Origin of the sequence: Hyphomonas sp. (assembly GCF_018402285.1) — a bacterium.
GTDB lineage: Bacteria > Pseudomonadota > Alphaproteobacteria > Caulobacterales > Hyphomonadaceae > Hyphomonas.
The window spans coordinates 128,237-148,984 of the sequence record NZ_JAGYJH010000004.1; the positions used below are offsets into that span (position 1 = coordinate 128,237).

Below are 20,748 nucleotides of genomic sequence, written 5' to 3' on the forward strand. Positions count from 1 at the left end.
CATGAACTATTCGTCGGTCGTCCGTGTTCTGGCCCTGCTGATGCTCATCCTGGCAGGATGCGCGGCGTCGGCTGCGCTGCTTGCCTGGGCGCTTGGGGAAACTCCGCAGATCATCTCCTTCGGCGCTGCCGCCCTCGGCATTGCAGTCTTCGCCTCGAGCGTGCTGCTGCTCGCGCCCAAACCGTCCCGCCGCGCGCGCCCGTCAGACGCGCTGGCTGTCGTCCTGCTCTGGTGGTTCCTCTCCCCGGTGGCCGCCGCCCTGCCGTTCGTGTTCGGAGTGGCCAACAATTCTATCGCCGTCGCGCTCTTTGAGGCTGCCTCCTGCCTCACGACAACCGGCCATTCCATCCTTGAATTCCCGGACAGGTCCTGGCCTGTCAGCCTGCTCTACTGGCGCGGGCTGTTGCATCTTCTGGGCACCTTCGCCGCTGTCGTGATGGCGGCTGGTGTCTTCGCGGCGATTAATCTCGGTGGCCCGGGCATCCACCGCACGGTCCTCTTCACCGTTCCAGACACAAGCTATTTCGACGCGATGGCCCGCATCTACACCGGGGTCGGCATGATGCTCGGCATCACGATCAGTTTCATCCTGATCCTCCTGCTGATGGCGGGCGTGCCCCCGGTGCGCGCCCTCGCAGATGCTGTCAGCGTCGTTTCCACCGGGCTTGTCCTGCCGGATGCAGAAAGCGTCCTGCCGCCCAATCCGGTCGCCAGTGTGATCATGGCGTTTGGCCTCGGCATCGGCGCGCTGGGGCTGGCCGTCTGGTTGCCGCTGCGTATCGGCGCGGTTAAAACGGCCGTCACGGATCCTGAAACGGTCGTCTTCTTCGTGCTGATGCTGATCTTTGCCGCCGCATTGATCCCCCTGGGCATTTCCCTGGATGCGGGCCTCGCCTGGTCGCTCACCAGCCTCTCGACCTCCGGCATCCCCCTCTCGGCCGCCGCCCGCGACGCGGAAATTCCGCTCACCCTTGCCGTGCTGCCGGCGCTGATTGGCGGCTCGGCGCTGTCGGCAGCCGGGGGCATCAAGATCGCCCGCTTCATCGTGCTGGGCCAGCGTGCCGGGCAAGAGTTCCGACAGCTTGGCTATCGCCGCTCGATCCTGAGTTTCACATTCCGCGACCGGGAACTGGACGAGCGCAGCGTCATCGGCGTCTGGGTTTACTTCATCGTCTATGCCGGGGCGGTATTCTCGGTGATCACGGTGCTGGCTTTCCTGGAGGTTCCGTTCGAGGAATCGATTCGCCTTTCGATCGGGGCGCTGACCAGTTCCGGCGGGCTGATCGGGCAGGCTACGGACAATCTGGGTCCGGCGGGCCAGATACTGCTTAGTATTGCCATGGTTTTGGGCAGGGTTGAAATTCTGACCGTGCTTCCGGCCCTTTCCCTGAGCTTCTGGCGGGGGTAAAGGGGGAACACCCTTGCGCAGGGTAAGCAAAGCTCTTAGCTGCGCAGGATAAATAACAAAACAAGAAAGAAAAAAAGATGTCCGCCGATAAGAAGCAGAACCTCCAGGACACATTCCTCAATGCCGTCCGCAAGTCGCGCACGCCGCTCACCGTCTTCCTCGTCAATGGTGTAAAACTTCAGGGTGTTGTCACCTGGTTTGACAATTTCTGTATCCTGCTTCGTGGCGACGGGCGTCCACCGCAATTGGTGTACAAGCACGCGATCTCGACCATTGCGCCGAGCGCGCCCGTCCAGCTCTTCGATGAGGAAATGGGCGGAGACTGATCCTGAATTGACCGAAAAACTGATTGACCGCCTCCCCGCGCCGGAAATCGCCGGCGTCGTCATCCCGTGGTTCACGCCGAAAGACCGGCCGGGTCCGGATCGTTTGTCTGAAACCGCCGGTCTCGTCGAGGCTCTTGGCTGCGAGCTTGGCTTTATTCGTCCCGATCATGTCCGTCAGGTGAATTCCTCCTTCCTCCTGTCGGGCGGTCTGCTCGACAGGATGGCGGAAGACATCACCCAAACCAACGCCACCCTTGCTGTGATCGATGCCTCGCTGACGCCGGTCCAGCAGCGAAACCTCGAAAAGCGCCTCGGGGTTAAGGTGATCGACCGCACAGGGCTTATCCTCGAAATCTTCGGTCTGCGCGCCCGCACCAAAGAGGGGCGCCTGCAGGTCGAACTGGCGCGCCTCCTCTATGAACGCTCCCGCCTCGTGCGCACATGGACCCATCTTGAGCGCCAGCGCGGGGGCGGCGGCTTCCTCTCTGGTCCCGGCGAAAGCCAGCTGGAAGCAGACCGCCGGATGCTGGACGACAGGATCGTCCGTCTGCGCCGTGATCTAGATGACGTGAAACGCACGCGCGAAGTGCAGAGGGCAGGGCGCCGCCGCTCCGGCAAGCCCGTCATTGCGCTTGTCGGCTATACCAACTCCGGCAAGTCCACTCTCTTCAACCGCCTCACCGGCTCGGATGTGTTCGCCAAGGACATGCCCTTCGCCACGCTGGACCCGACCATCCGGCGGCTCGACCTGCCAACGCTGGGCGAAGCCGCGCTCATCGACACGGTCGGTTTCATCACCGACCTGCCCACTCACCTGATCGACAGCTTTCAGGCCACGCTTGAAGAGTCGCTGCAGGCAGACCTTCTCATCCATGTCCGCGATCGCGCGAGCGCTTCGGATATGGAGCAGGCGGAAGATGTCGCCCTGGTGCTGGAGCGTCTGGAGAAAGAGTCCGGTCTGGCGCTGCCGCCGATGATCGAAGCCTGGAACAAGATGGACGCGCTCCCTCCGGAACGCGCCGGCTCGCTCACGGCGCTCGCCGCCATGACGGATGATCCTCCTGCCGCGGCCGTTTCTGCGCTGACAGGCGCGGGCCTTGGCGCCCTCCTGGCATTGATCGAAAAATCTCTCCTCCGGGGACGGACGGAAATCACCCTGTTGCTTGGACCGGCAGAGGGCAAGGCCCGCGCCTGGCTGCACCAGAACGGCGAAGTGCTCACCGAAACCCAGAACGAAGATGGGGCGACCACACTTGCGGTCCGGGTGTCCTCTGAACGCCTCGGCCAGTTCCGCGCGGAATTTCCGGAGCTCGCGGCGTCTGTCTCTCTGGGGTAGGAGGGGCTTTTACCCTCGCTCCCCCTTCTTGACAGCCTGCCAGTAGGCTTCCTGCTCATCCAGGCTCAGCGCCGTGAAGTCGACGCCCGCGTCTGTTGCCGCCGCTTCCATCGCCCGGAACCGTCGCTCGAACTTTGCGTTCGCCCGCCGCAGCGCCTGCTCGGGATCGACCGCGAGCCGCCGCGCCAGATTGGCCGCAACAAAAAGAAGGTCGCCGATCTCGTCTTCGATCGCGTCGGCGTCCCTGCTCGCCATCGCCTCTTTCACCTCGGCGGTCTCTTCTTCCAGCTTGTCGAAGATGTGCGACGCTTCGGTCCAGTCAAAACCCGTCCGCGCCGCCCGCTTCTGCAGCTTCTCGGCCCGCAGCAGGGCCGGCAGGGACAGCGCCACTCCGGAAAGCGCGCTGGTGTCTTCCGCCTTCCGGCCCCTGGCGGCGCGTTCGGCCGCTTTCATCTCTTCCCAGGCGAGGGTCTGGCCGCCTGCATCGCGCCCGTCGGCGGCCTCGAACACATGCGGGTGGCGGCGAATCATCTTGGCGTTGATCGCGTTCACGACATCCACGAGTGCAAACTCGCCGGCCTCCTCGGCCATCCGGCTGTGAAAGATCACCTGGAACAGAAGGTCGCCCAGCTCCTCGCGCAGATCCCCCATGTCGCCGCGCTCGATCGCGTCGGCTACTTCATAGGATTCTTCGATCGTGTAGGGGGCAATCGTCTCGAAGGTCTGCTCCAGATCCCAGGGACAGCCCGTCACCGGCGTGCGAAGGCGCGCCATGATGCCGATCAGGGTCAGCAGGGCCTCTGCCGCCTCGGTGGGATTGGTCGGGGGGGAGGACATTCGGCGCGGCTCCGTCTTCTGTCTTGGCCTCGTGTTTAGGCTCCTTCGCCTCTCCGGCAAGAGCAATAGGGCATCTTGCTGCTTGCGCCTTCCGCATCACTGGCCCAAACCGGAGCAGTGAGATCACAAGCCCCGGCCATCAGGAAGCAATTGAGATGAAAGACAGCCTCGCGCTGATTGGCCTGGACTGGTCCGGCTCCCGGCTTTCGGCCTGGGCCTATGATGAGGCGGGAGAAATTCTCTCGTCCACCGTCCTGCACGAACCTGAGCGGGTTGCCCCTTCGGAGTATCTCTCCCGCATCCGGTTCCATGTCAGCGAGTGGCTGGGCAGCTGGCCGGACGTGCCGGTCATTGTGTCCGGGGATGTGGGTATTCTGTCCCAATCTGTCACCAATCTGGCCATTCCAGTCCCGCTTGTGGTGCTTCCCGGTCACCTTATGGCCCGCGATGGCATCTGGATTGTACCGTGGATACGCCAGCTCTCCCCGCCTGACATCTCCTGCGGATCGGAAGCAATCCTGGCAGGACTGGGCGAAGATCACGCCTCCGTCTGCATCGCCGGCCGCCACACCCGCCATTACGACCTCGAACATGGCCGTATCCTCAGCCTGTCCACCGAAATCACCTCCGAACTCCGCGATCTTCTGCTCTCGGCCGGGGCGCTCTCCCTCAAGGACGGCCCCGCCCAGACCTTTGATCCCCGCGTCTTCCGCGAATGGGTCGAGCGCGCCCTCGATACCGACGACGCCCCGCCCGTATTCTCGGTGGAAGCGGCCATTTATACCGGCCAGCTGGACCCTGCCAGCAAGGCGGCGGCGATCGCCGGATTGCTGATCGGCGCCGATGTGGCGGCCCATTACGATCCCGGCGATGAGGTGCTGCTCGTGGCTGATGGCCCGCTGCGCGAAGCCTACGGCCTCGCCTTTGATGCCCTGGGCGTTGAAGTTGATGAAATTTCCGCCACCGAAGCCCTTCAGGACGGGTTGTTTGAACTCGCCGATCTTGCAGGCCTGCTCGGTGAGGACTAAGTCGCCCGTTCCAGCCATAGCGATGGTGCCGCCGCCATGATCCTGTCACCCGAATGCGTTGCGCCCACCGGCTGTCTGCAGGGCGAGGCGCCCCTCTGGAGCCCCAGTGAGGGCTTCCTCTGGTGGGTGGATATGCGCCGCGCCAAGCTGCACCGGTACAATCCCAAAACCGGCAACACCCGCCGCTATGACCTGCCGGTGAAGGCCAGCAGCCTCGCGCTCTATGGCGGGCATCTCCTTATGGCGGCTGACCGCGAGATAGGGTTCTTCGATCCGGCGAACGAGGCGTATGAGCGCCTCTGCACCCTGCAGGATGAGCCGCCCACGAACCGCACCAGCGACGGCGGCATCGCGCCGGACGGCTCATTCTGGTTCGGCACCATGGATGAGGCAGAACGTGACCCCAGCGGGGTCTATTACCGTTACGATGCAGACAAATCCGTGACCCAGCTCCGGCTGCCCTCCGTGCTGATGACCAAGACCCTTCAGTTTTCGCCGGATGGACGCACGTTTTACACCTGCGACACGGCCGAGGCGGAAATTCTCGCCTTTGATGTTGATGTTCAAACGGGCGCTCTTTCGGGGCGCCGGACCTTTGCGTCCACCCATGATCTGGGCGGCTTGCCTTACGGGTCGACGGTGGACAGCGAGGGGGGGCTCTGGGTCTGCCTGCATGGGGCTTCCCGCATAGCCCGCTTCACTCCAGATGGGTCCCTGGACAAGACGATCATCCTTGCTGCCCCGCTGCCGACAGGCTGCGCTATCGGTGGTCAGGACATGCGCACCCTGTTCATCACGACAGCGCGGACGGGTCTCAGCTTCCCGCAGCTCGACGCGCGGCCCCTGTCTGGCAGCCTCTTTGCGGTCGAGGTTGATGTGCCCGGCTTGCCCCCTCGCGCCTTTGGTCAGACCTGATCGTGAACAGGAAGGGCAGGGCGGGGCTTGTTTCCGGAGGCAACTCATCGCACATCCACAGCAAGCATAGGCGCCAGACCGGGGCCGGATGCATATTTGCCGTGGACGCGGGCGCCCAAAAGGGCTAATCGCCCGCCTTTCAAGTGAGTGGTGACATGGCCGTCAAGGACCAGAAGGAAAAGAAGAAGAGCGTTGGACCGCTGACCTTCCTGCGCCAGGTGCGCGCGGAAGGGAACAAGGTGACGTGGACATCACGCCAGGAAACCATCCAGGCGACGATTTTCGTGCTCATCATGTCGATCCTGATCGGCATCTTCCTTTTTCTGACCGATACGGTCATTGCCTTATTCGTGAATTTCGTACGCGGCGCCTGACGGCAGCTGTGACGTCAACCAGACCTTCCGGAGCGCGATCGCCCCATGCCTGATGCCAAGTGGTATATTGTCCACGCCTATTCCAACTTCGAAAAGAAGGTGGCCGCCACGATTCGTGAACAGGCGGAACGTAAGGGTCTCCTGCACCTGATCGAAGAGATCGAAGTGCCGACCGAAGAGGTCGTCGAAGTGGCACGCGGCAAAAAGAAGACCGTCGAAAAGCGCTTCTTTCCGGGCTATGTCCTGATGAAGGCGCAGTTGACTGACGACATCTACCACCTTGTGAAGGACACGCCGAAAGTCTCTGGCTTCCTCGGCGCGGAAGGCGGCAAGAAGCCGCTGCCCGTCCGCCAGAAGGAAGTTGACCGCATTCTCGGCAAGGCGACCGACACGTCGGCTGAACGTCCGCGTCCGAAGGTCAGCTTCGAGATTGGTGAGCAGGTCCAGGTCAATGACGGTCCGTTCCAGGGCTTTGAAGGCGCTGTCGAGGAAATCGACGAGGCCCATGGCCGCCTGAAAGTCACCGTTTCGATCTTTGGCCGGGGTACCCCGGTTGATCTTGAATTTGATCAGGTTGTGAAGATCTGATCATTTTTCGGCAGGCAATAGGCTCCGGCCCTTTGCTCGCCGCTTGAAACCCTTTTCCGGTAGCTGTATGTCGCCGGAAGAGATGCCGCCTTAGCTCAGTTGGTTAGAGCGCTGGTTTGTGGAACCAGAGGTCCTCCGTTCAAGCCGGAGAGGCGGTACCATCTCTCCCCCTCCGGCACCATTGCGCAGTTTGATCTTGGCGCTTTGCGTTGCGCAAATGCGCAATCAAAGGTAGCGCGCCTTGCATGGGCCTGCTGAGGCAGGTCCGACAATGCCAGTTGATTCGCGCGGATCTGTGAAAGTTTCTCTCCCAATTCCCCCGGGCCTGTGGAATTCACGAATACCCGTAAAATAATGGATTCTACTTGGAACCAACGCCCGCGGCAGGCGTTGTGCCGGTGTTGTTCAAACCGGGTTAAGAAACCGTGGTTTGACGGCCTCCTGGACCTGTTGCAAAAGGGTCTCGGTGAGTGAAAATTTCCACCGCATTCGGGGGTACAGGACTGAATAATGCTCGCGGACGGCGGAAAAAACGTTTAACACCAAAGCATGCGGTTGATACCCGCTATGAACCTGCGGCCGAGGACAATCCCGTCATTCGGCACACAAAAGGGGATTGAGTATGAAGAAAACTCTGTTGTGCGCGACTGCCGCGGCCGCTTTCGCGACTGTTGGCGCCACTGCGCACGCCGAAGACGGCTGGTACGCCCGCGCGGATGCGCAGTTCAGCTTCGAAGGCACGCTTGACCAGGATGGCGCCACCGATGTGATCGGCACGATCCCGGATAAGTCGAGCCTGAACGAAACCGCTGGCGCCTCTGTTGGCCTCGGATATGGTTTTGCGAACGGCCTGCGCCTTGAAGGCGTTCTCGGCAACCGCGCTGGCCCGCTGGATGTTCCGGAGAACACCAACGGTGCAATCGGCGGTTCGCTTCTGGCAAACGGTTACGCCAGCGTCACCGACCTGATGATGAACGGCCTCTATGATTTCAACAAAGGTGGCACTGTCCAGCCCTACATCGGTCTCGGCATCGGTGGCGCGCGCGTCGACGCAAAAGCGTCCAACCGTGTCAACGCTGGCGGCAGCGCGCTGAACGGCTTCTCCGACAAATCCACCGGCATTGCCTATCAGGGCCTGCTCGGCGTCGGCTTCAAGCTGTCTGAGCGTCTGACCATGGACCTCGGCTACAAGTACTTCACGGTTGAAGATCTCGACTTCGCCGGCAAGCACGGTGGCCCGAGCTATGATGGGGACTATTCGGATCACTCGGCGACCCTGGGTCTGCGCTTCGCGTTCGGCGCTCCGCCGGCACCGCCTCCGCCGCCCCCGCCGCCTCCGCCGCCTCCGCCGCCGCCTCCGCCGCCCCCGCCTCCTCCTCCGCCGCCTCCGCCGGAAGAAACCACTCCTCCGCTGGCTCAGCAGTGCTCCGCACTCAGCCAGGAGTTCGTGGTTTACTTCGAGTGGGATCGTTCGGATCTGACGAGCCAGGCTTCGGCAGTTATCGATCAGGCTGTTGCCAACATCCGCTCGGTTGAGGGCTGCGCTGCTGGTTCGGTGACGATCGTCGGTCACACCGATACTTCGGGCGCCGCGGACTACAACGCGCGTCTGTCGGTTCGCCGCGCTGACGTGGTTGCATCCGCTCTCACCGAGCGCGGCATTGCCAACACGCTCATCACCCAGGACGGTAAGGGCGAAACGGCTCTGGCCAAAGCAACGCTTGACGGCGTTCGCGAGCCTCTGAACCGCCGCTCGGAAGTCACCATCATCGTTCAGTAAGGACGATTGGAATTCCAGACAGAACGGCCCGGCGAAAGCCGGGCCGTTTTTTGTTTTCGCCGGGGAAGGGCGGAGACTTGCCGCCTGCCTCCAGCTGTGAAACCAAGGGTCCATGAACCAGCTCAGCTCACTTACCCGCGAAGACGAGGCCGCTCGCGAGCATCTCGCCGCGGCTGCAGCGGAAATGGTCGCGCGCACGCGCGGCTGGTCCGCCATCAATACCGGCAGTTACAATATCGGCGGCCTGAAAACGCTTGCGCCCAAATTGGCAGATGCCTTTTCAGCCCTTGAGGCGGACGTGGCCCTCACAGAAGGCCCGGGATTCGAAAACATCGGCGCTGACGGCCGCGTTTGCGAAATGCATAGCGGGCCGATCATCGAAGTCGTCTCCCGCCCCTCAGCGCCCATCCAGGTCGTCATGTCGGGTCACTACGACACGGTGTTTCCGCCCGGCACGTTCGAGACAATCCAGGATCTCGGAAACGGCCAGATCAACGGCCCTGGCATGGCAGACATGAAGGGTGGTCTCAGCCTGATGCTGGAAGCGCTCAAGGCCTTTGAAGCAGGTCCGTTCAAGGAACGTCTGGGTTACAGGATCGTCATGACGCCGGACGAAGAGATCGGCAACTTCGCCTCATCCGCTGCGCTGACGCGGGCGGCACAATCGGGCGCCCTTATCGGCATGACCTATGAGCCCGCGATGGAAACCGGCGCGATGTCGGGCGGGCGCAAGGGGTCGGCAGTGTTCGATATCGTGCTGCACGGCCGCGCCGCGCATGCCGGCCGGGCAAAGGAAGAAGGGCGCAGCGCCATCGAGGCTGCGGCCGAGCTGGTTGTCGGGCTTGAGGGCCTTAACGGCCAGCGGGAAGGCGTCACGTTCAATGTCGGCGCGATTGAGGGCGGAGGCCCGGTGAATATCGTGCCGGACCTGGCTGTCGTGCGGTTTGGTGCGCGCGCGCCCGATGCCGATGCATCTTCCTGGGCGACGCGTGAAGTCGAGCGCCTGTTTGCCCGAGCCACGGCGCGGAGCGGCATTCACGGCCACCTGCATGGCGGCTTCTATCGCCCGCCCAAACCGCGCAACGCTGCGCAGCAGGCCTTGTTCGATGCCGTGCATGCAACTGGCCAGGCTATCGGCCTGGATCTGGAGTTTGTCGATACGGGCGGCGTGTGTGAGGGCAACAACATCTTCGCTGCCGGCGTTCCGAATGTGGATACGCTCGGTGTTCGCGGCGGCCGGATTCATTCCAATGAAGAGTTTGTCGTCGTCGACAGCTTCCCTGAACGAGCGACCCTGTCCGCGCTGATCCTCAACAGGCTTGCGGACGGGCGGATGGACGCAAAAGGCATCAAGGAATTGATGGGGCGCTGATCATGACAACACAATATGTTATGCGCCCGTCGCGGATGGATGATCTCCAGTCCCTGATGGAGCTGGCCGAATTGTCCGGACCCGGATTTACCAGCCTCCCCGTGGATGAGCCGATCCTCGCCGAGCGGCTGGAGAAATCCGAACGGGCGTTCCACGGCAGGCAGAAGAATCTTCAGTACGGAAAGTATCTGATGATGATGGAACATGTGCCGACCGGAAAGGTCGTCGGGTGTTCCGCCGTCAAGGCCGGTACAGGTATTGATCAACCCTTCTTCAACTATCGCATCATCACTCTTGCCCAGGCGAGCCACGCGGCAGGAAACCTGCGCTTTGACATGGACGCGCTCGTTCTCACGAATGAGTATGTGGGATATACGGAAGTCGGAACTCTGTTCCTGAAGCCCGATCACAGGGGTGGCGGCGCGGGCCGGCTGGCGGCCCAGTCACGCTACCTCCTGATGGCAGCGGCGCCAGAACGGTTCAGCGACAAGGTGCTCGCAGAGCTTCGCGGCGTGGTCGACGATACCGGCGAGTCCCCTTTCTGGGAGTGTCTCGGCCGGCATTTCTTCCGTATGGATTTTGCAGAAGCCGACCGGCTGTCGGCGACCACGGACAACCAGTTCATCGTCGACCTGATGCCGCGTTATCCCATCTATGTCGACCTCCTGCCGCCGGAGGCGCGCGAGGTCATCGGGCGGTGCCACTCTGAAGGCGTTGGCGCCTACAAGCTCCTGCAATGGGAGGGCTTTGATTTTGACCGTACGGTCGATATCTTCGATGGCGGCCCGCTTGTCGCCGCGCAGCGCCGCCACATACGGACGATCCAGGAAAGCCGGCTTGTCACCGTCGAGGCAGGCGATGTTGATGGCGACGAGAACGCCCGCCAGGGTCTGTTGTCCAGTAACCGCATTCCGGACTTCCGGGTTTCCCTCGGCAAGTTCATTCGCCGGGACGAGACAGGTCTGGTGGCCTCCGCTGAGGTGCTGGACGCCCTGCGGCTGAAACCGGGCTCGCAGGCGCGCGTCTGGATACGGAGTAACCGATGAAAGATGGCGTTTACATAGACGGAAAATGGCGGGCTGGCGGGGGCGCCGCCTTCAGCAAAGCCTGCCCGGCAACCGGTGAAGCCAGCTGGCAGGGAAGGTCTGCTGATGCAGAAGATGTTGCTGCGGCTGTTGTCTCAGCTCATCGCGCATTTGCCGGATGGTCCAGAACGCCTCTTTCCGAGCGTATCGACATTCTTGAGCGTTATGCGGAAGAACTGGGCAAACGCGCAGGCGACATCGCAGAAGCAATCAGCCGCGACATGGGCAAGGCGCTGTGGGATTCCCAAGCCGAAGCCGCGACCATGAAAGCCAAGATCGCCGTCTCCGTGGCGGCCTTGAAAGAACGGGCAGGCGAGCGCGACGAGGCGGCTGCGTTCGGTCAGGCCCGCCTCACCCATCGCCCGCATGGCGTGATGGCTGTCTTCGGGCCCTTCAATTTTCCGGGCCATCTGCCAAATGGCCATATCGTTCCGGCGCTGCTGGCAGGCAACACCTGTATATTCAAGCCGTCAGAGCTGGCGCCCTCGGTTGCCGAAATCATGGCCAGCGCGTTTGAGGCCGCCGGCCTTCCGCCGGGTTGCCTCAACGTGGTTCATGGCGGCCGGGAGACGGGCGCGGCGTTGATCGAGGCGCCGATCAACGGCCTCCTTTTCACCGGATCAGCCGCCACCGGCGTGTTTTTCCATAAACATTTTGCCGGACGGCCTGAGGTTATCCTGGCTCTCGAAATGGGGGGCAACAATCCTCTGATTATCTGGGATCCTTCGGATGTGGATGCGGCTGCGGACATTGCCGCACAGTCTGCTTTCCTGACAACGGGCCAACGCTGCTCCTGCGCGCGCCGCTTGATCCTTCCCAGCGGGGCATTCGGGGATGCTGTCATCGAAGCGATTGTCGATCGGGCAAAAGGCATCCGGATCGGCGCCTGGAATACGCCGGACATCTTCATGGGACCCCTCGTCTCCGAGCAAGCTGCTTGGCAAGCCGTGGATTTCCAAGACATGATTGTGTCCCGGGGCGGCAAGGCGATCTTGCCGCTGACCGCCAGTCAAAGCGGCACGGGCTTTGTCTCGCCTAGCATCGTGGACGTGACGCAGGCACAGGATATTCCGGATGAGGAATTGTTCGGTCCACTGATTCAGGTTGTTCGAGTGTCCGGGTTTGATGCAGCGATCGCCCGGGCCAACGCAACAAAGTATGGCTTGTCGGGCGGTCTCGTCTGTGATGACGACACGCTCTGGGCGCGCGCCTACACTGAAATGAAGGCAGGCATCCTCAACAGGAACCGTCCGACGGCCGGCGCCAGTGGCGCCATGCCTTTTGGCGGTCCCGGCTTGTCAGGAAACTTCCGTCCGGGCGCGTATTATGCCGCCGACTACTGCGCCTGGCCGCAAGCCAGCCAGCTTGCGCCCAAGGCTGTCCGCATGACGGCGCCCGGCTTTCCTTCCTGAGAGGACCAAATGGATAACACATCGCAGATAGACTACTGGAACGGCGCCGCGGGCCAGAAATGGGTTCGCGACGCCGATCGCATGGACGTGATGCTTGCGCCCTTTGCTGAAGCCATCGTCGCGCCGGCGCTTCCGTCGCCGGGGCAGGCTGTCATCGATATCGGCTGCGGAGCGGGCGCCCTGTCGCTGAGCATCAAGGCCAGCGCCGCGAATGTCTCGGTGACGGGGGTCGATGTTTCTGTTCCCTTGATCGAGCTGGCGAAGAAGCGGTCTGCAGCGGTCGGTGCCGGGATCGAGTTCATTGTTGCCGATGCGTCCGTCTGGAAGCCAAAAGAGCCGGTGGATCTGGTTGTTTCCCGGTTCGGGGTGATGTTCTTTGCCGATCCTGTGGCGGCGTTCGCGAATATTCATGCCGGTATCAAGGCCAAGGGCAGGCTGCGCTTTGCCTGCTGGCGGCCGCTGAAGGAAAACCCCTGGGCGTTGTTGCCGTTGCAGGTGGCGATGCCGCTCCTGAAAACGCCCCCAACGCCGCCGGAGCCTGGCACGCCCGGCCCGTTTGCCTTTGGAGACTCAAATCACATCAGGAAGATACTGGCTGAAAGCGGCTGGTCGAACATTTCGATTCAGCCATGGGACGGCGATCTTGTCTTGCCCGGGGGGAGCGCAAGTGAAACAGCGGACTTCATGCTGGAAATCGGGCCGCTCTCTCGCGCCATTGCCGAACAGGACGTTGATCCGTCTGCTGTCAAAGTCGCCTTGATTGAGGCACTGCAGGGGCTGGCTGGAGACGATGGGCGAACACGTCTCAAGGCCGCCGCCTGGATCGTCGAGGCGGAGGCATGAGCGCAGCATTTGAAGTCAATTTCGATGGGCTGATCGGCCCGAGCCACAATTATGGCGGTCTGTCGGATGGCAATCTGGCCAGTTCGAAGAATGCCGGCGATGTGTCCAATCCCCGTGAAGGCGCGGTGCAGGGCCTGGAAAAGATGCGCTTGCTGGTGCGCGCGGGGCTTGTCCAGGGCGTGCTGCCGCCCCTGCACCGTCCCAATTTCGATCTTCTGGTCTCCGCGGGTTTCAAAGGCTCGGATGACGGCATTATCGAGGCGGCCGGCAGGCAGGCGCCGCGCCTGTTGAAAGCGGCCTATTCGGCGAGCAGCATGTGGACTGCCAACGCGGCCACCGTTTCGCCCTCAGCCGACACCGACGACGGATTGTTGCATTTTACCGCCGCCAACCTGTCGACCATGCTTCACCGCAGTCTGGAACATCCTGATACGACAGCAACCCTCCTTTCCCTGTTCGCGAGCGATCAGCGCTTTGCGGTGCACGGCGCACTTCCTGCGCATCCGGACTTTTCAGACGAAGGCGCGGCAAATCATGTCCGTCTTTGTGCAGAGCATGGTGGTAAAGGCGTCGAACTATTCGTTTATGGACGTGATGCCGGTGAGGCAATGGCTGGGTTCCCCGCCCGTCAGACGCGCCTTGCATCGGAATCCATAGCGCGCGCCCATGGCCTTGATCCGGCCTGCACGGTTTTTGCCCGGCAATCCGCCCGGGCGATCGCGGCAGGCGCGTTTCACAACGATGTCGTCTGTGTTGGCGCGCTTGATACCTTGTTCTTCCATGAAGCGGCTTTCGAGGATACGTCTGGCACAATCAACACTCTGCGCCGGGCAGCTGCCGGTCTGTTCGAGCTCAGGCCCGTTATGGTTCCGGAGGCAGAAGTCCCCCTTCAGGATGCAATCAGATCCTATCTCTTCAACTCTCAGCTGCTTCAGTTTCCGGGAGAAGACAGGCTTGTCCTCGTCGCGCCGATGGAGGCGCAGGAAGTAACATCAACCCGAAAATTCTGTGAGCAGATGGTCGCTGGAAACGGCCCGATCGGGCGCGTGGAGTATGTCGACGTGCGCCAGTCCATGCGCAATGGGGGTGGTCCGGCGTGCCTGCGTCTTCGCGTGGTGATGACGGAAGATGAACTGGCCGAGTGCCATCCCGGCGTCATTCTTGATGAAGCGCTGATTGACGAGTTGCAGGGTGCAATCCGCAAGACCTATCGCGACCGGCTCTCGCCCGCAGACCTGGCAGACCCTGCCTTTGCGGATGAGTGCCGCCTGGCGCGCGAGGAGCTGCTCCGCATCCTGGGCCTTGAGGACATTGCATGATACGTGTCTACGACTATTGGCGCTCTTCGGCGGCTTACCGGGTGCGCATAGCGCTGAACCTCAAGGGCGCTGATTACAGCCTCGTGCCGGTAAACATCCTCGGAGGCGTGGATGAGCAGCTTACGGACGAATACCGAAACCTGAATCCGCAGATGAGGGTTCCTTCCCTTGAAGCAGACGGACGGATCTCCGGGCAATCCATGGCTATCATCGAGTGGATCGAAGAAACCCTTCCGGGACCGGCGTTGCTGCCCAGTGATCCGTGGGCGCGGTTGCAGGCGCGGGCGTTTTCCGATGTGGTCGCGTGCGACATTCACCCTCTCAACAATCTCAGTCCGCTGGCCTATCTGCGCAAGGAATTCGGCGCTGATGAGGCGGCCATTTCCCGCTGGTACGGCGAATGGATCGTGCGGGGCTTCCGCGCCCTGGAGGAGATGGCGCAGGCCTCTGCCGGTGAGACCTTCCTCTTCGGGGATACGCCTGGCATCGCAGAGATCGCGCTGATCCCGCAAATGGCCAATGCCAGGCGGTTCAAGGTCGAGCTGGACGCTTTTCCGCGGCTTTTGGCGGTCGATGCTGCCTGCCGGGCGCTTGAGGCTTTCGTCCGCGCGGCGCCCGAAAACCAGGCCGCCGCGAAGACCGGTTAGTCGTCCGTCTGGCCGGGGCGGCGGATGTCGATGATGTCGACTTCTTCCAGATCGCCCAGCGGCTCTGCCAGCTTGGGCGCGCTTTCACCCAGCCAGTCTGCAAACCCGTCCACGACAGCGCCCCCAACCGGGCCTTCACCGTCGATAATCCATTCGCCGTCCGTGCGCTTGATCTCGACAGACGCGGCGCAGACTTCACCGGCACCGAACCTGTCAGAGCACACACTCGCCGGGTTCACGCCGGGTGCAAACCCCGCCTCCTGACCTTCCAGCAACAGCAAGCCGCCAAACCGGGCACGGACCATTCCGTCGGTGTTGATCACCGGAACGGCGCTGGCGGGCAGAGGCTGGTTGCTGGCGATCACGAAGGCGCGGCCATTATTGCTGGTCTCAAGATACTGCTGCAGCGCGCTGGCAGCGTCGTCGGCAAAATTCGGCGCGCGCAGCTTTGGCGCATAGACCGGGCCGATGGCGCCGAGCGCAGCAGCAAACTCTGCAGGATCGCGGCGTGTGTCCACCGTCAGCTGGATCACATCAATCGCCCAGCCTTCTTCCCAGACCGCTGGCGGTTGTTCTGCGGGCCGCGCGTCCCAGCTTTCGGTCAGGGTATAGTCGTAAGGATCGACCGGAACGGGTTCGGGCGCGGGCCGTGACGTGATCATCCAGGCAGCAATCCCGCCGGCAACAAGTGCCCCGGCGCCCAGTCCAATCAAAACAAACTTATTCATCGCTTCCTCGCACTTTAGCGGGCTGCGGTTCGAAGTCCCGAATAGCCCGGCTGGTCGACAGACAATTGGTCAATTGTGGTCGATTTTAGGTGGGTCAACAGGCCTGGCGTGCCGAGGTCAACCCGGCCAACCTGGATTTCTTCACATAGCTGGCAGTTGAGCTTGCCGACATCTGCCTCGTGCGACTTCAGAAGCGCCTGCAGGCGGTCGCGCTCGCGGGCCTCTGCAGCCGGGCGCAGCTCCATCTCACGCAGCACGGTGGCAAGCGCGTTTGAGGCGACGCGGGCGTGGAACGCGGCGTGGCCCTGCAGCTGGACCATCGCGGTCTTGTCGAGGAAGGACTTGACCGCTTCGATCAGTTCCTTGGCGGAGGGGGCGTCATGCATGGCGTCCAAGTCCCTCAAACAGGTTGATGAGATCGATCTCGTTTTCCGACACGCGCCGGCCGATGGCAGCGCGCTCGACGCTTGGGTCGGCGCCGGTCTTGAAGGCGCCGTACATGGTCATGCACATGACACCCCATTTCAGGCTGCCCATGATCTCCCACCAGTCGATGTCGGCCGGGCGATAGCGGGCGCCACCTGCGGCGGCATAGGCGTCCAGGAGTTCATCGAGTTGGCCGAAGCCTCCGACACGGTTCTCGGTCTGGCCAAAGCGCCAGGAATTGACGCAGAGCCAGGCGATGTCCTCGCGGGGATCGCCGATATGGGCGAGTTCCCAGTCGAGCACGGCCCCGAGGCCGTTGGCATCCACGATCAGGTTCCCCAGCCGAAAATCGCCGTGGACGAGCACCGGCGGGGCAGGCTCGGGCGCGTTTGCTTTCAGCCAGGCGAAGGCGAGTTCAAAGACAGGGCGCGGCAGATCAAACTCGCGGTAGACCGCCTCGTATTTGTCGATCTGGTTGCGGCCAAGGCTTGTCGGCAGGCCGGGCAGGCCTTGCAGCGGCACCGAATGAATGCCGGCAAGCGCTTCGCCGCAGTGCCGGGTGAGCCGGGTCCGGGCGATCTCATACTCCGCATCGCGCAGGATCTTGCGGCCAAGGGTTTCTCCCTCGATCCGCTTCATGATGAAGGCCTCGCCCAGAGCGCTGCCCGGCGCCGAGACATGGCGCACGCCGGGTACGCGCACACCGGCCTTGCCCGTCGCGCCCAGCAAAGCGGCTTCGGTGGCGAGGGTGACGGCTTCAGAAGCGCGCGGCGCAGAAATGCCGCCCGGCGCCCTCCGGAGGATCAGCGCCTCGCCCTTGTCACCCGCCTCGACTTCAAAGGCCCAGGTTTCCTGGCTGGCACCGCCAGAAAGACGCCGCACGCCCGTAATCGCTGCGCCTGCGCCATAATGCTCACTGGCCCAGTCAGTCAGGGCCTTTTCTATGTCGGTCACGGTTCCCATCTTCGCCACAATTGCGCGGAAGAAGAACCGCGCCAAGCGGTAACGCTGAGGAAGGCCGCAGCGGCAGAGGGGCAGATAATGTCAGAGAACGAAAAGCCGGACTATGGCATGGTGGTGGTGACTGTGCCGCCAAAGCCGGGGCTTTTCGCCTGGCTGCGGGCCCGGTTTGTTGCCGGCATGCTCATCGCCCTGCCGATGGTGGCAACTTTTGCGATCCTCGATTTTCTGATCAACCTGATCGACAGCTGGGTGGTGCCCATCCTTCCTGCAGGGCTGCGGCCGGAGACTTATCTCGACTATGCCGTTCCCGGTTTCGGCCTGATCATCCTGCTGGTCTTTCTTACGCTGCTCGGCGCCGTGGCGACAAATTTTCTCGGCAAGTACCTCGTCGATGTGACCGACAGGGTCATGGCGCGGGTGCCGGTCGTGCGGTCGATCTATTCCGTTTTCAAGCAGATACGGGACGTCTTCCAGACTGGCAGTACGGGGCAATTCCGTGAAGTGGTCATGGTCGAGTATCCCAAGGAGGGCAGCTGGTGCATCGCTTTCGTAACGGCCAAGGTAAAGGGGGAGTTGGAAGCCAAGCTGGGTAGCGATTATCTCGGCGTGTTCGTGCCAACCACACCGAACCCAACCAGCGGCTTCCTGATTTATCTGCCTGAATCCAAAATGATACGGCTCGACATGTCCCTTGAGGACGCTGCCAAGGCGATCATCTCCAACGGCCTTGTTCTGCCTGAATGGGAGCCGCCGCGTGAGCCGCTCCCGCCAAATTCCAATCCCGCAAAGTAAAGTCGTTCAGGAGCCGGTCTCGGCGCCCTGCGCAACGCGCGGGGTGAGCAGCTCGCGGGCGAGGCGCAGGGATTGCCAGCGCTCGCCCTTGCGCTCGGGATCGCCCGTCAGAACCGCTTCGGCATCCTTCCGCGCGATCTCCAGAAGGGCGGCATGTCTGGCGAGGTCGATGATGCGATACTCGGTCATGCCCGCCTGGCGTAGGCCCAGGATGTCGCCCGCGCCGCGCAGGCGGAAATCGGCTTCGGCGATTTCAAATCCGTCTTCGGTGCGCCGGAGCGTGTCGAGGCGTTCGCGCGCCGTTTCTCCAAGCGGCGGTCGATACAGCAGCAGGCAGAAAGACGGCTTGTCGCCGCGCCCGACACGGCCCCGCAACTGGTGGAGTTGGGCGAGGCCAAACCCTTCAGCCCGTTCAATCACCATGATGGTCGCTTCGGGCACATCGACGCCGACTTCGATGACGGTAGTGGCCACGAGGATACGGGTCTTGCCAGTGCGGAAATCTTCCAGCGCTCCGTCCTTTTCCGCCGGTTTCAGGCGGCCATGAACGAGGCCGGCCTTTACCTGCAATTCGTCTTCCAGTGCGGCATGGCGGGCCACGGCGGACGAATCGTCTTCCTCGACATCGACGCGCGGGCACACCCAGAAAGCCCGCTCGCCCCGCTTGAGGGCGCGGCCGATGGCTTCGATGACGTCTTCCAGCCGCGAGTCCGGCACGGCGCGGGTTTCCACCGGTTTGCGGCCTGGTGGCTTTTCGTCGAGGATCGACACATCGAGGTCGCCGTGAACGGCCTGGGCCAGCGTGCGCGGGATGGGCGTGGCGCTCATCACCAGCATGTGGGGATTTTCCGATTTCCCGGCGAGTTTCATCCGGTCAGAAACGCCGAAGCGGTGCTGCTCATCGACGATGATCAGGCCGAGATTGCGGAAGCTGACCGTGTCCTGAAAGAGGGCGTGGGTTCCGGCAACGATCTGGATCGAGCCGTCGGCGAGGCCCATCAATGTGCTTTCCCGGGCGCTGCCCCGGTCGCGACCTGAAAGCGCGGCAACGGTGTAGCCCAGCGGCGAGAGGAGGGTGTCGAGCGTATCGAACTGCTGGCGGGCGAGCACTTCGGTTGGCGCCATGAAGGCTGACTGGAAGCCGGCGGCTGCCGCCTCGACCGCAGCGAAGGCGGCCACCAGCGTCTTGCCTGCGCCGACATCACCCTGCAGCAGGCGGCGCATGGGATAGCCGCGTGCAACGTCAGAGCTGATGTCGGCAGCGGCGCGCATCTGGGCGCCGGTCGGGCGATAGGGCAGCGTGTCGATCAGGCGGTTCACCGCGCTCGGCGGGGCCTTGATGACCGGCGCCGGGCGCTGGCGGCGGGCGGCCTGAGCAAGGGCAAAGGCCGTTTCGCGGGCAAGAGCTTCATCATAGGCGAGCCGCTCCCGTGCCAGGGCGAAGCGGTCTTCGTCATAGGCCTGTGGATCATGCAGCCAGCCCAGCGCATCCTTGAAGGCGGGCCAGCCTTTCTGCGTCACCAGGTGGCGGTCAGCCCATTCGGGCAGGTCGCCTGGGACTTTTTGAAGGGCCTGAACGGCGAGGGTGTGGACCCGGCGATTGGTGAGGCCGGCAGAGAGGGCATAGATCGGCTCCACGGCAGGCGGGGCCTCGCCCTTGGCGGGGTCCAGAACGAAGTCGGGATGGGTGATCTGGCGCTCGCCGCGATACTCCTCGACACGGCCCGAGACGATCCGGGTGGCGCCGACCGGGAACTGCGATTTCATCCAGCGCGGGTCGGCGCGGAAATAGGAGAGGGTTAAAAAGCCCGTTGAATCAACGAGTTGGACGCGGTGAGGGGACCTGTCATTGAAGGGTTGGTGATAGGCATGGACCTCGCCCTTCACAGTGACGATCTCGCCGGGCACCGTCTCCTCGAAGCTTTCCCGGACCCGCCGGTCAAGCCAGCGGCCGGGCAGGTGGAGGAGCAGGTCCCAAATAGTGTTGCCGCCCACCAGCTTCTGCAGCAGGGGCGTCAGTTTCGGCCCGACGCCGGTAAGCGTCTCAAGGCCGGCAAACAGCGGAAAGAGTCGCTCGTCTCGCATCGTCGCGCGAGTTTAGGCGGCGGCGGCGCGCGGAACAATCTGCCGCGCTTCAATTGCCTTTGGGGCGACACGAAACTAGTTGGGTACCGCCAGGCCAATTCCGTGAATAAGGGCCTTAAAAATTCCGACCGCCCTGCACCGGGGCGGCAAGAAACTCCAGAAAACTCCAACGCCGTTGGAGTTTCTGGCCGAAATGAACAGGACCAGATCCCTCATGGACGATTCCCGCCGCAGCAAACTGAAATTCCGCGCCTGGCGCCGGGGCTTTCGCGAACTCGACCTTCTGATGGGCAGTTTCGCCGACGAGACCCTGGCGTGCATGAACGAGGAAAGCCTCGACGAGTTCGAGCGGCTGCTGGACATTCCGGACTGGGAAATCTTCGCCTGGCTTGTGGGGCAGGAGGCAGTGCCTGAGAAACATAAAGGGCCGGTGCTGGACCAGCTGATCGGCTTCCGCTACGCCCCCCGGGGTGGCTGACCACAC

21 protein-coding genes and 1 tRNA gene are annotated in these 20,748 nt (G+C 62.7%); 17 read left to right on the forward strand and 5 right to left on the reverse strand.

Going from position 1 to position 20,748, the window contains the following annotated elements; all coding sequences use genetic code 11:
- Position 1 precedes the first annotated feature (1 nt).
- The 3 genes from KG722_RS10400 (at position 2) to hflX (ending at position 3,070) form a co-directional block, all read left to right on the forward strand.
- Entirely contained in the window at positions 2-1,408 is a 1,407-nt protein-coding gene (locus KG722_RS10400; RefSeq protein WP_213271721.1) for a potassium transporter TrkG, read from the forward strand.
- Positions 1,409-1,485: 77 nt separating this feature from the next.
- Entirely contained in the window at positions 1,486-1,734 is a 249-nt protein-coding gene (gene hfq / locus KG722_RS10405) for an RNA chaperone Hfq (RefSeq protein WP_011647005.1), read from the forward strand.
- A 7-nt stretch (positions 1,735-1,741) separates the two neighbouring features.
- The gene (gene hflX / locus KG722_RS10410) at positions 1,742-3,070 is read left to right on the forward strand and encodes a GTPase HflX (RefSeq protein ID WP_213271722.1); all 1,329 of its coding nucleotides are present in this window, start codon (positions 1,742-1,744) and stop codon (positions 3,068-3,070) included.
- Positions 3,071-3,079: 9 nt separating this feature from the next.
- Here hflX and mazG read toward each other — a convergent pair whose 3' ends face one another.
- On the reverse strand, positions 3,080-3,907 hold the full coding sequence (gene mazG, locus KG722_RS10415; RefSeq protein ID WP_213271723.1) for a nucleoside triphosphate pyrophosphohydrolase: 828 nt from the start codon (positions 3,905-3,907) through the stop codon (positions 3,080-3,082).
- A gap of 155 nt (positions 3,908-4,062) precedes the next feature.
- Between mazG and KG722_RS10420 the strand changes: the two genes are divergently transcribed.
- The 12 genes from KG722_RS10420 (at position 4,063) to maiA (ending at position 15,270) form a co-directional block, all read left to right on the forward strand.
- Positions 4,063-4,935 carry a 2-dehydro-3-deoxygalactonokinase gene (locus KG722_RS10420; protein WP_213271724.1) on the forward strand — a complete coding sequence of 291 codons (873 nt, stop codon included), beginning with the start codon at positions 4,063-4,065 and terminating at the stop codon, positions 4,933-4,935.
- Positions 4,936-4,971: 36 nt separating this feature from the next.
- Positions 4,972-5,850 (forward strand): SMP-30/gluconolactonase/LRE family protein, encoded by an 879-nt coding sequence (locus tag KG722_RS10425; RefSeq protein WP_213271725.1) that lies wholly within the window; start codon positions 4,972-4,974, stop codon positions 5,848-5,850.
- A 155-nt stretch (positions 5,851-6,005) separates the two neighbouring features.
- Positions 6,006-6,224 carry a preprotein translocase subunit SecE gene (gene secE / locus KG722_RS10430; RefSeq protein WP_213271726.1) on the forward strand — a complete coding sequence of 73 codons (219 nt, stop codon included), beginning with the start codon at positions 6,006-6,008 and terminating at the stop codon, positions 6,222-6,224.
- Positions 6,225-6,269: 45 nt separating this feature from the next.
- The gene (gene nusG, locus KG722_RS10435; RefSeq protein ID WP_213271727.1) at positions 6,270-6,812 is read left to right on the forward strand and encodes a transcription termination/antitermination protein NusG; all 543 of its coding nucleotides are present in this window, start codon (positions 6,270-6,272) and stop codon (positions 6,810-6,812) included.
- 84 nt (positions 6,813-6,896) lie between these two features.
- Positions 6,897-6,973: transfer RNA gene (locus KG722_RS10440), tRNA-His, on the forward strand.
- A gap of 461 nt (positions 6,974-7,434) precedes the next feature.
- Entirely contained in the window at positions 7,435-8,592 is a 1,158-nt protein-coding gene (locus KG722_RS10445; RefSeq protein WP_213271728.1) for an outer membrane beta-barrel protein, read from the forward strand.
- Between the two features lie 112 nt (positions 8,593-8,704).
- The gene (locus KG722_RS10450) at positions 8,705-9,964 is read left to right on the forward strand and encodes a hydrolase (RefSeq protein WP_213271729.1); all 1,260 of its coding nucleotides are present in this window, start codon (positions 8,705-8,707) and stop codon (positions 9,962-9,964) included.
- Between the two features lie 2 nt (positions 9,965-9,966).
- The gene (locus tag KG722_RS10455; RefSeq protein ID WP_213271730.1) at positions 9,967-11,010 is read left to right on the forward strand and encodes an arginine N-succinyltransferase; all 1,044 of its coding nucleotides are present in this window, start codon (positions 9,967-9,969) and stop codon (positions 11,008-11,010) included.
- Positions 11,007-12,461: a succinylglutamate-semialdehyde dehydrogenase gene (gene astD / locus KG722_RS10460; protein ID WP_213271731.1), complete on the forward strand. Its 1,455-nt coding sequence runs from the start codon at positions 11,007-11,009 to the stop codon at positions 12,459-12,461. The genes KG722_RS10455 and astD overlap by 4 nt, the downstream gene beginning before the upstream one ends.
- Positions 12,462-12,470: 9 nt before the next feature.
- The gene (locus tag KG722_RS10465) at positions 12,471-13,304 is read left to right on the forward strand and encodes a class I SAM-dependent methyltransferase (protein WP_213271732.1); all 834 of its coding nucleotides are present in this window, start codon (positions 12,471-12,473) and stop codon (positions 13,302-13,304) included.
- Entirely contained in the window at positions 13,301-14,623 is a 1,323-nt protein-coding gene (locus tag KG722_RS10470) for an N-succinylarginine dihydrolase (protein ID WP_213271733.1), read from the forward strand. Before KG722_RS10465 ends, KG722_RS10470 begins: the two co-directional genes overlap by 4 nt.
- Positions 14,620-15,270, forward strand: coding sequence for a maleylacetoacetate isomerase (gene maiA / locus KG722_RS10475; protein ID WP_213271734.1), 651 nt, complete (start codon positions 14,620-14,622; stop codon positions 15,268-15,270). Before KG722_RS10470 ends, maiA begins: the two co-directional genes overlap by 4 nt.
- Here maiA and KG722_RS10480 read toward each other — a convergent pair.
- The 3 genes from KG722_RS10480 to KG722_RS10490 are packed head-to-tail and all read right to left on the reverse strand — an operon-like array spanning position 15,267 to position 17,387.
- Entirely contained in the window at positions 15,267-15,998 is a 732-nt protein-coding gene (locus KG722_RS10480; protein ID WP_213271735.1) for a hypothetical protein, read from the reverse strand. The genes maiA and KG722_RS10480 overlap by 4 nt on opposite strands.
- Before the next feature lie 14 nt (positions 15,999-16,012).
- The gene (locus KG722_RS10485) at positions 16,013-16,384 is read right to left on the reverse strand and encodes a DUF6285 domain-containing protein (RefSeq protein WP_213271736.1); all 372 of its coding nucleotides are present in this window, start codon (positions 16,382-16,384) and stop codon (positions 16,013-16,015) included.
- Positions 16,377-17,387, reverse strand: a complete 1,011-nt coding sequence (locus KG722_RS10490) for a phosphotransferase family protein (RefSeq protein ID WP_213271737.1) — start codon at positions 17,385-17,387, stop codon at positions 16,377-16,379. Before KG722_RS10490 ends, KG722_RS10485 begins: the two co-directional genes overlap by 8 nt.
- A 78-nt stretch (positions 17,388-17,465) precedes the next feature.
- Here KG722_RS10490 and KG722_RS10495 point away from each other — a divergent pair, with 78 nt between their 5' ends.
- Positions 17,466-18,179, forward strand: a complete 714-nt coding sequence (locus KG722_RS10495; protein WP_213271738.1) for a DUF502 domain-containing protein — start codon at positions 17,466-17,468, stop codon at positions 18,177-18,179.
- A gap of 6 nt (positions 18,180-18,185) precedes the next feature.
- Here the strand turns inward: KG722_RS10495 and recG are convergent, their stop codons facing one another.
- Positions 18,186-20,264: an ATP-dependent DNA helicase RecG gene (recG, locus tag KG722_RS10500; RefSeq protein WP_213271739.1), complete on the reverse strand. Its 2,079-nt coding sequence runs from the start codon at positions 20,262-20,264 to the stop codon at positions 18,186-18,188.
- 214 nt (positions 20,265-20,478) lie between these two features.
- On the opposite strand from recG, the gene KG722_RS10505 reads away from it, so the two are divergent.
- Positions 20,479-20,742 carry a succinate dehydrogenase assembly factor 2 gene (locus KG722_RS10505; protein ID WP_213271740.1) on the forward strand — a complete coding sequence of 88 codons (264 nt, stop codon included), beginning with the start codon at positions 20,479-20,481 and terminating at the stop codon, positions 20,740-20,742.
- Positions 20,743-20,748 lie beyond the last annotated feature (6 nt).

Bases quoted from the DNA above. Each gene is read 5' to 3' on its own strand.
- KG722_RS10485 (WP_213271736.1), bottom strand. From the start codon at position 16,384: ATGCATGACGCCCCCTCCGCCAAGGAACTGATCGAAGCGGTCAAGTCC.
- KG722_RS10495 (WP_213271738.1), top strand. From the start codon at position 17,466: ATGTCAGAGAACGAAAAGCCGGACTATGGCATGGTGGTGGTGACTGTG.
- KG722_RS10505 (WP_213271740.1), top strand. From the start codon at position 20,479: ATGGACGATTCCCGCCGCAGCAAACTGAAATTCCGCGCCTGGCGCCGG.
- secE (WP_213271726.1), top strand. From the start codon at position 6,006: ATGGCCGTCAAGGACCAGAAGGAAAAGAAGAAGAGCGTTGGACCGCTG.
- recG (WP_213271739.1), bottom strand. From the start codon at position 20,264: ATGCGAGACGAGCGACTCTTTCCGCTGTTTGCCGGCCTTGAGACGCTT.
- KG722_RS10480 (WP_213271735.1), bottom strand. From the start codon at position 15,998: ATGAATAAGTTTGTTTTGATTGGACTGGGCGCCGGGGCACTTGTTGCC.
- astD (WP_213271731.1), top strand. From the start codon at position 11,007: ATGAAAGATGGCGTTTACATAGACGGAAAATGGCGGGCTGGCGGGGGC.
- KG722_RS10465 (WP_213271732.1), top strand. From the start codon at position 12,471: ATGGATAACACATCGCAGATAGACTACTGGAACGGCGCCGCGGGCCAG.
- KG722_RS10470 (WP_213271733.1), top strand. From the start codon at position 13,301: ATGAGCGCAGCATTTGAAGTCAATTTCGATGGGCTGATCGGCCCGAGC.
- KG722_RS10455 (WP_213271730.1), top strand. From the start codon at position 9,967: ATGACAACACAATATGTTATGCGCCCGTCGCGGATGGATGATCTCCAG.
- maiA (WP_213271734.1), top strand. From the start codon at position 14,620: ATGATACGTGTCTACGACTATTGGCGCTCTTCGGCGGCTTACCGGGTG.
- hfq (WP_011647005.1), top strand. From the start codon at position 1,486: ATGTCCGCCGATAAGAAGCAGAACCTCCAGGACACATTCCTCAATGCC.
- nusG (WP_213271727.1), top strand. From the start codon at position 6,270: ATGCCTGATGCCAAGTGGTATATTGTCCACGCCTATTCCAACTTCGAA.
- KG722_RS10490 (WP_213271737.1), bottom strand. From the start codon at position 17,387: ATGGGAACCGTGACCGACATAGAAAAGGCCCTGACTGACTGGGCCAGT.
- mazG (WP_213271723.1), bottom strand. From the start codon at position 3,907: ATGTCCTCCCCCCCGACCAATCCCACCGAGGCGGCAGAGGCCCTGCTG.
- KG722_RS10400 (WP_213271721.1), top strand. From the start codon at position 2: ATGAACTATTCGTCGGTCGTCCGTGTTCTGGCCCTGCTGATGCTCATC.
- KG722_RS10450 (WP_213271729.1), top strand. From the start codon at position 8,705: ATGAACCAGCTCAGCTCACTTACCCGCGAAGACGAGGCCGCTCGCGAG.
- KG722_RS10445 (WP_213271728.1), top strand. From the start codon at position 7,435: ATGAAGAAAACTCTGTTGTGCGCGACTGCCGCGGCCGCTTTCGCGACT.
- KG722_RS10425 (WP_213271725.1), top strand. From the start codon at position 4,972: ATGATCCTGTCACCCGAATGCGTTGCGCCCACCGGCTGTCTGCAGGGC.
- KG722_RS10420 (WP_213271724.1), top strand. From the start codon at position 4,063: ATGAAAGACAGCCTCGCGCTGATTGGCCTGGACTGGTCCGGCTCCCGG.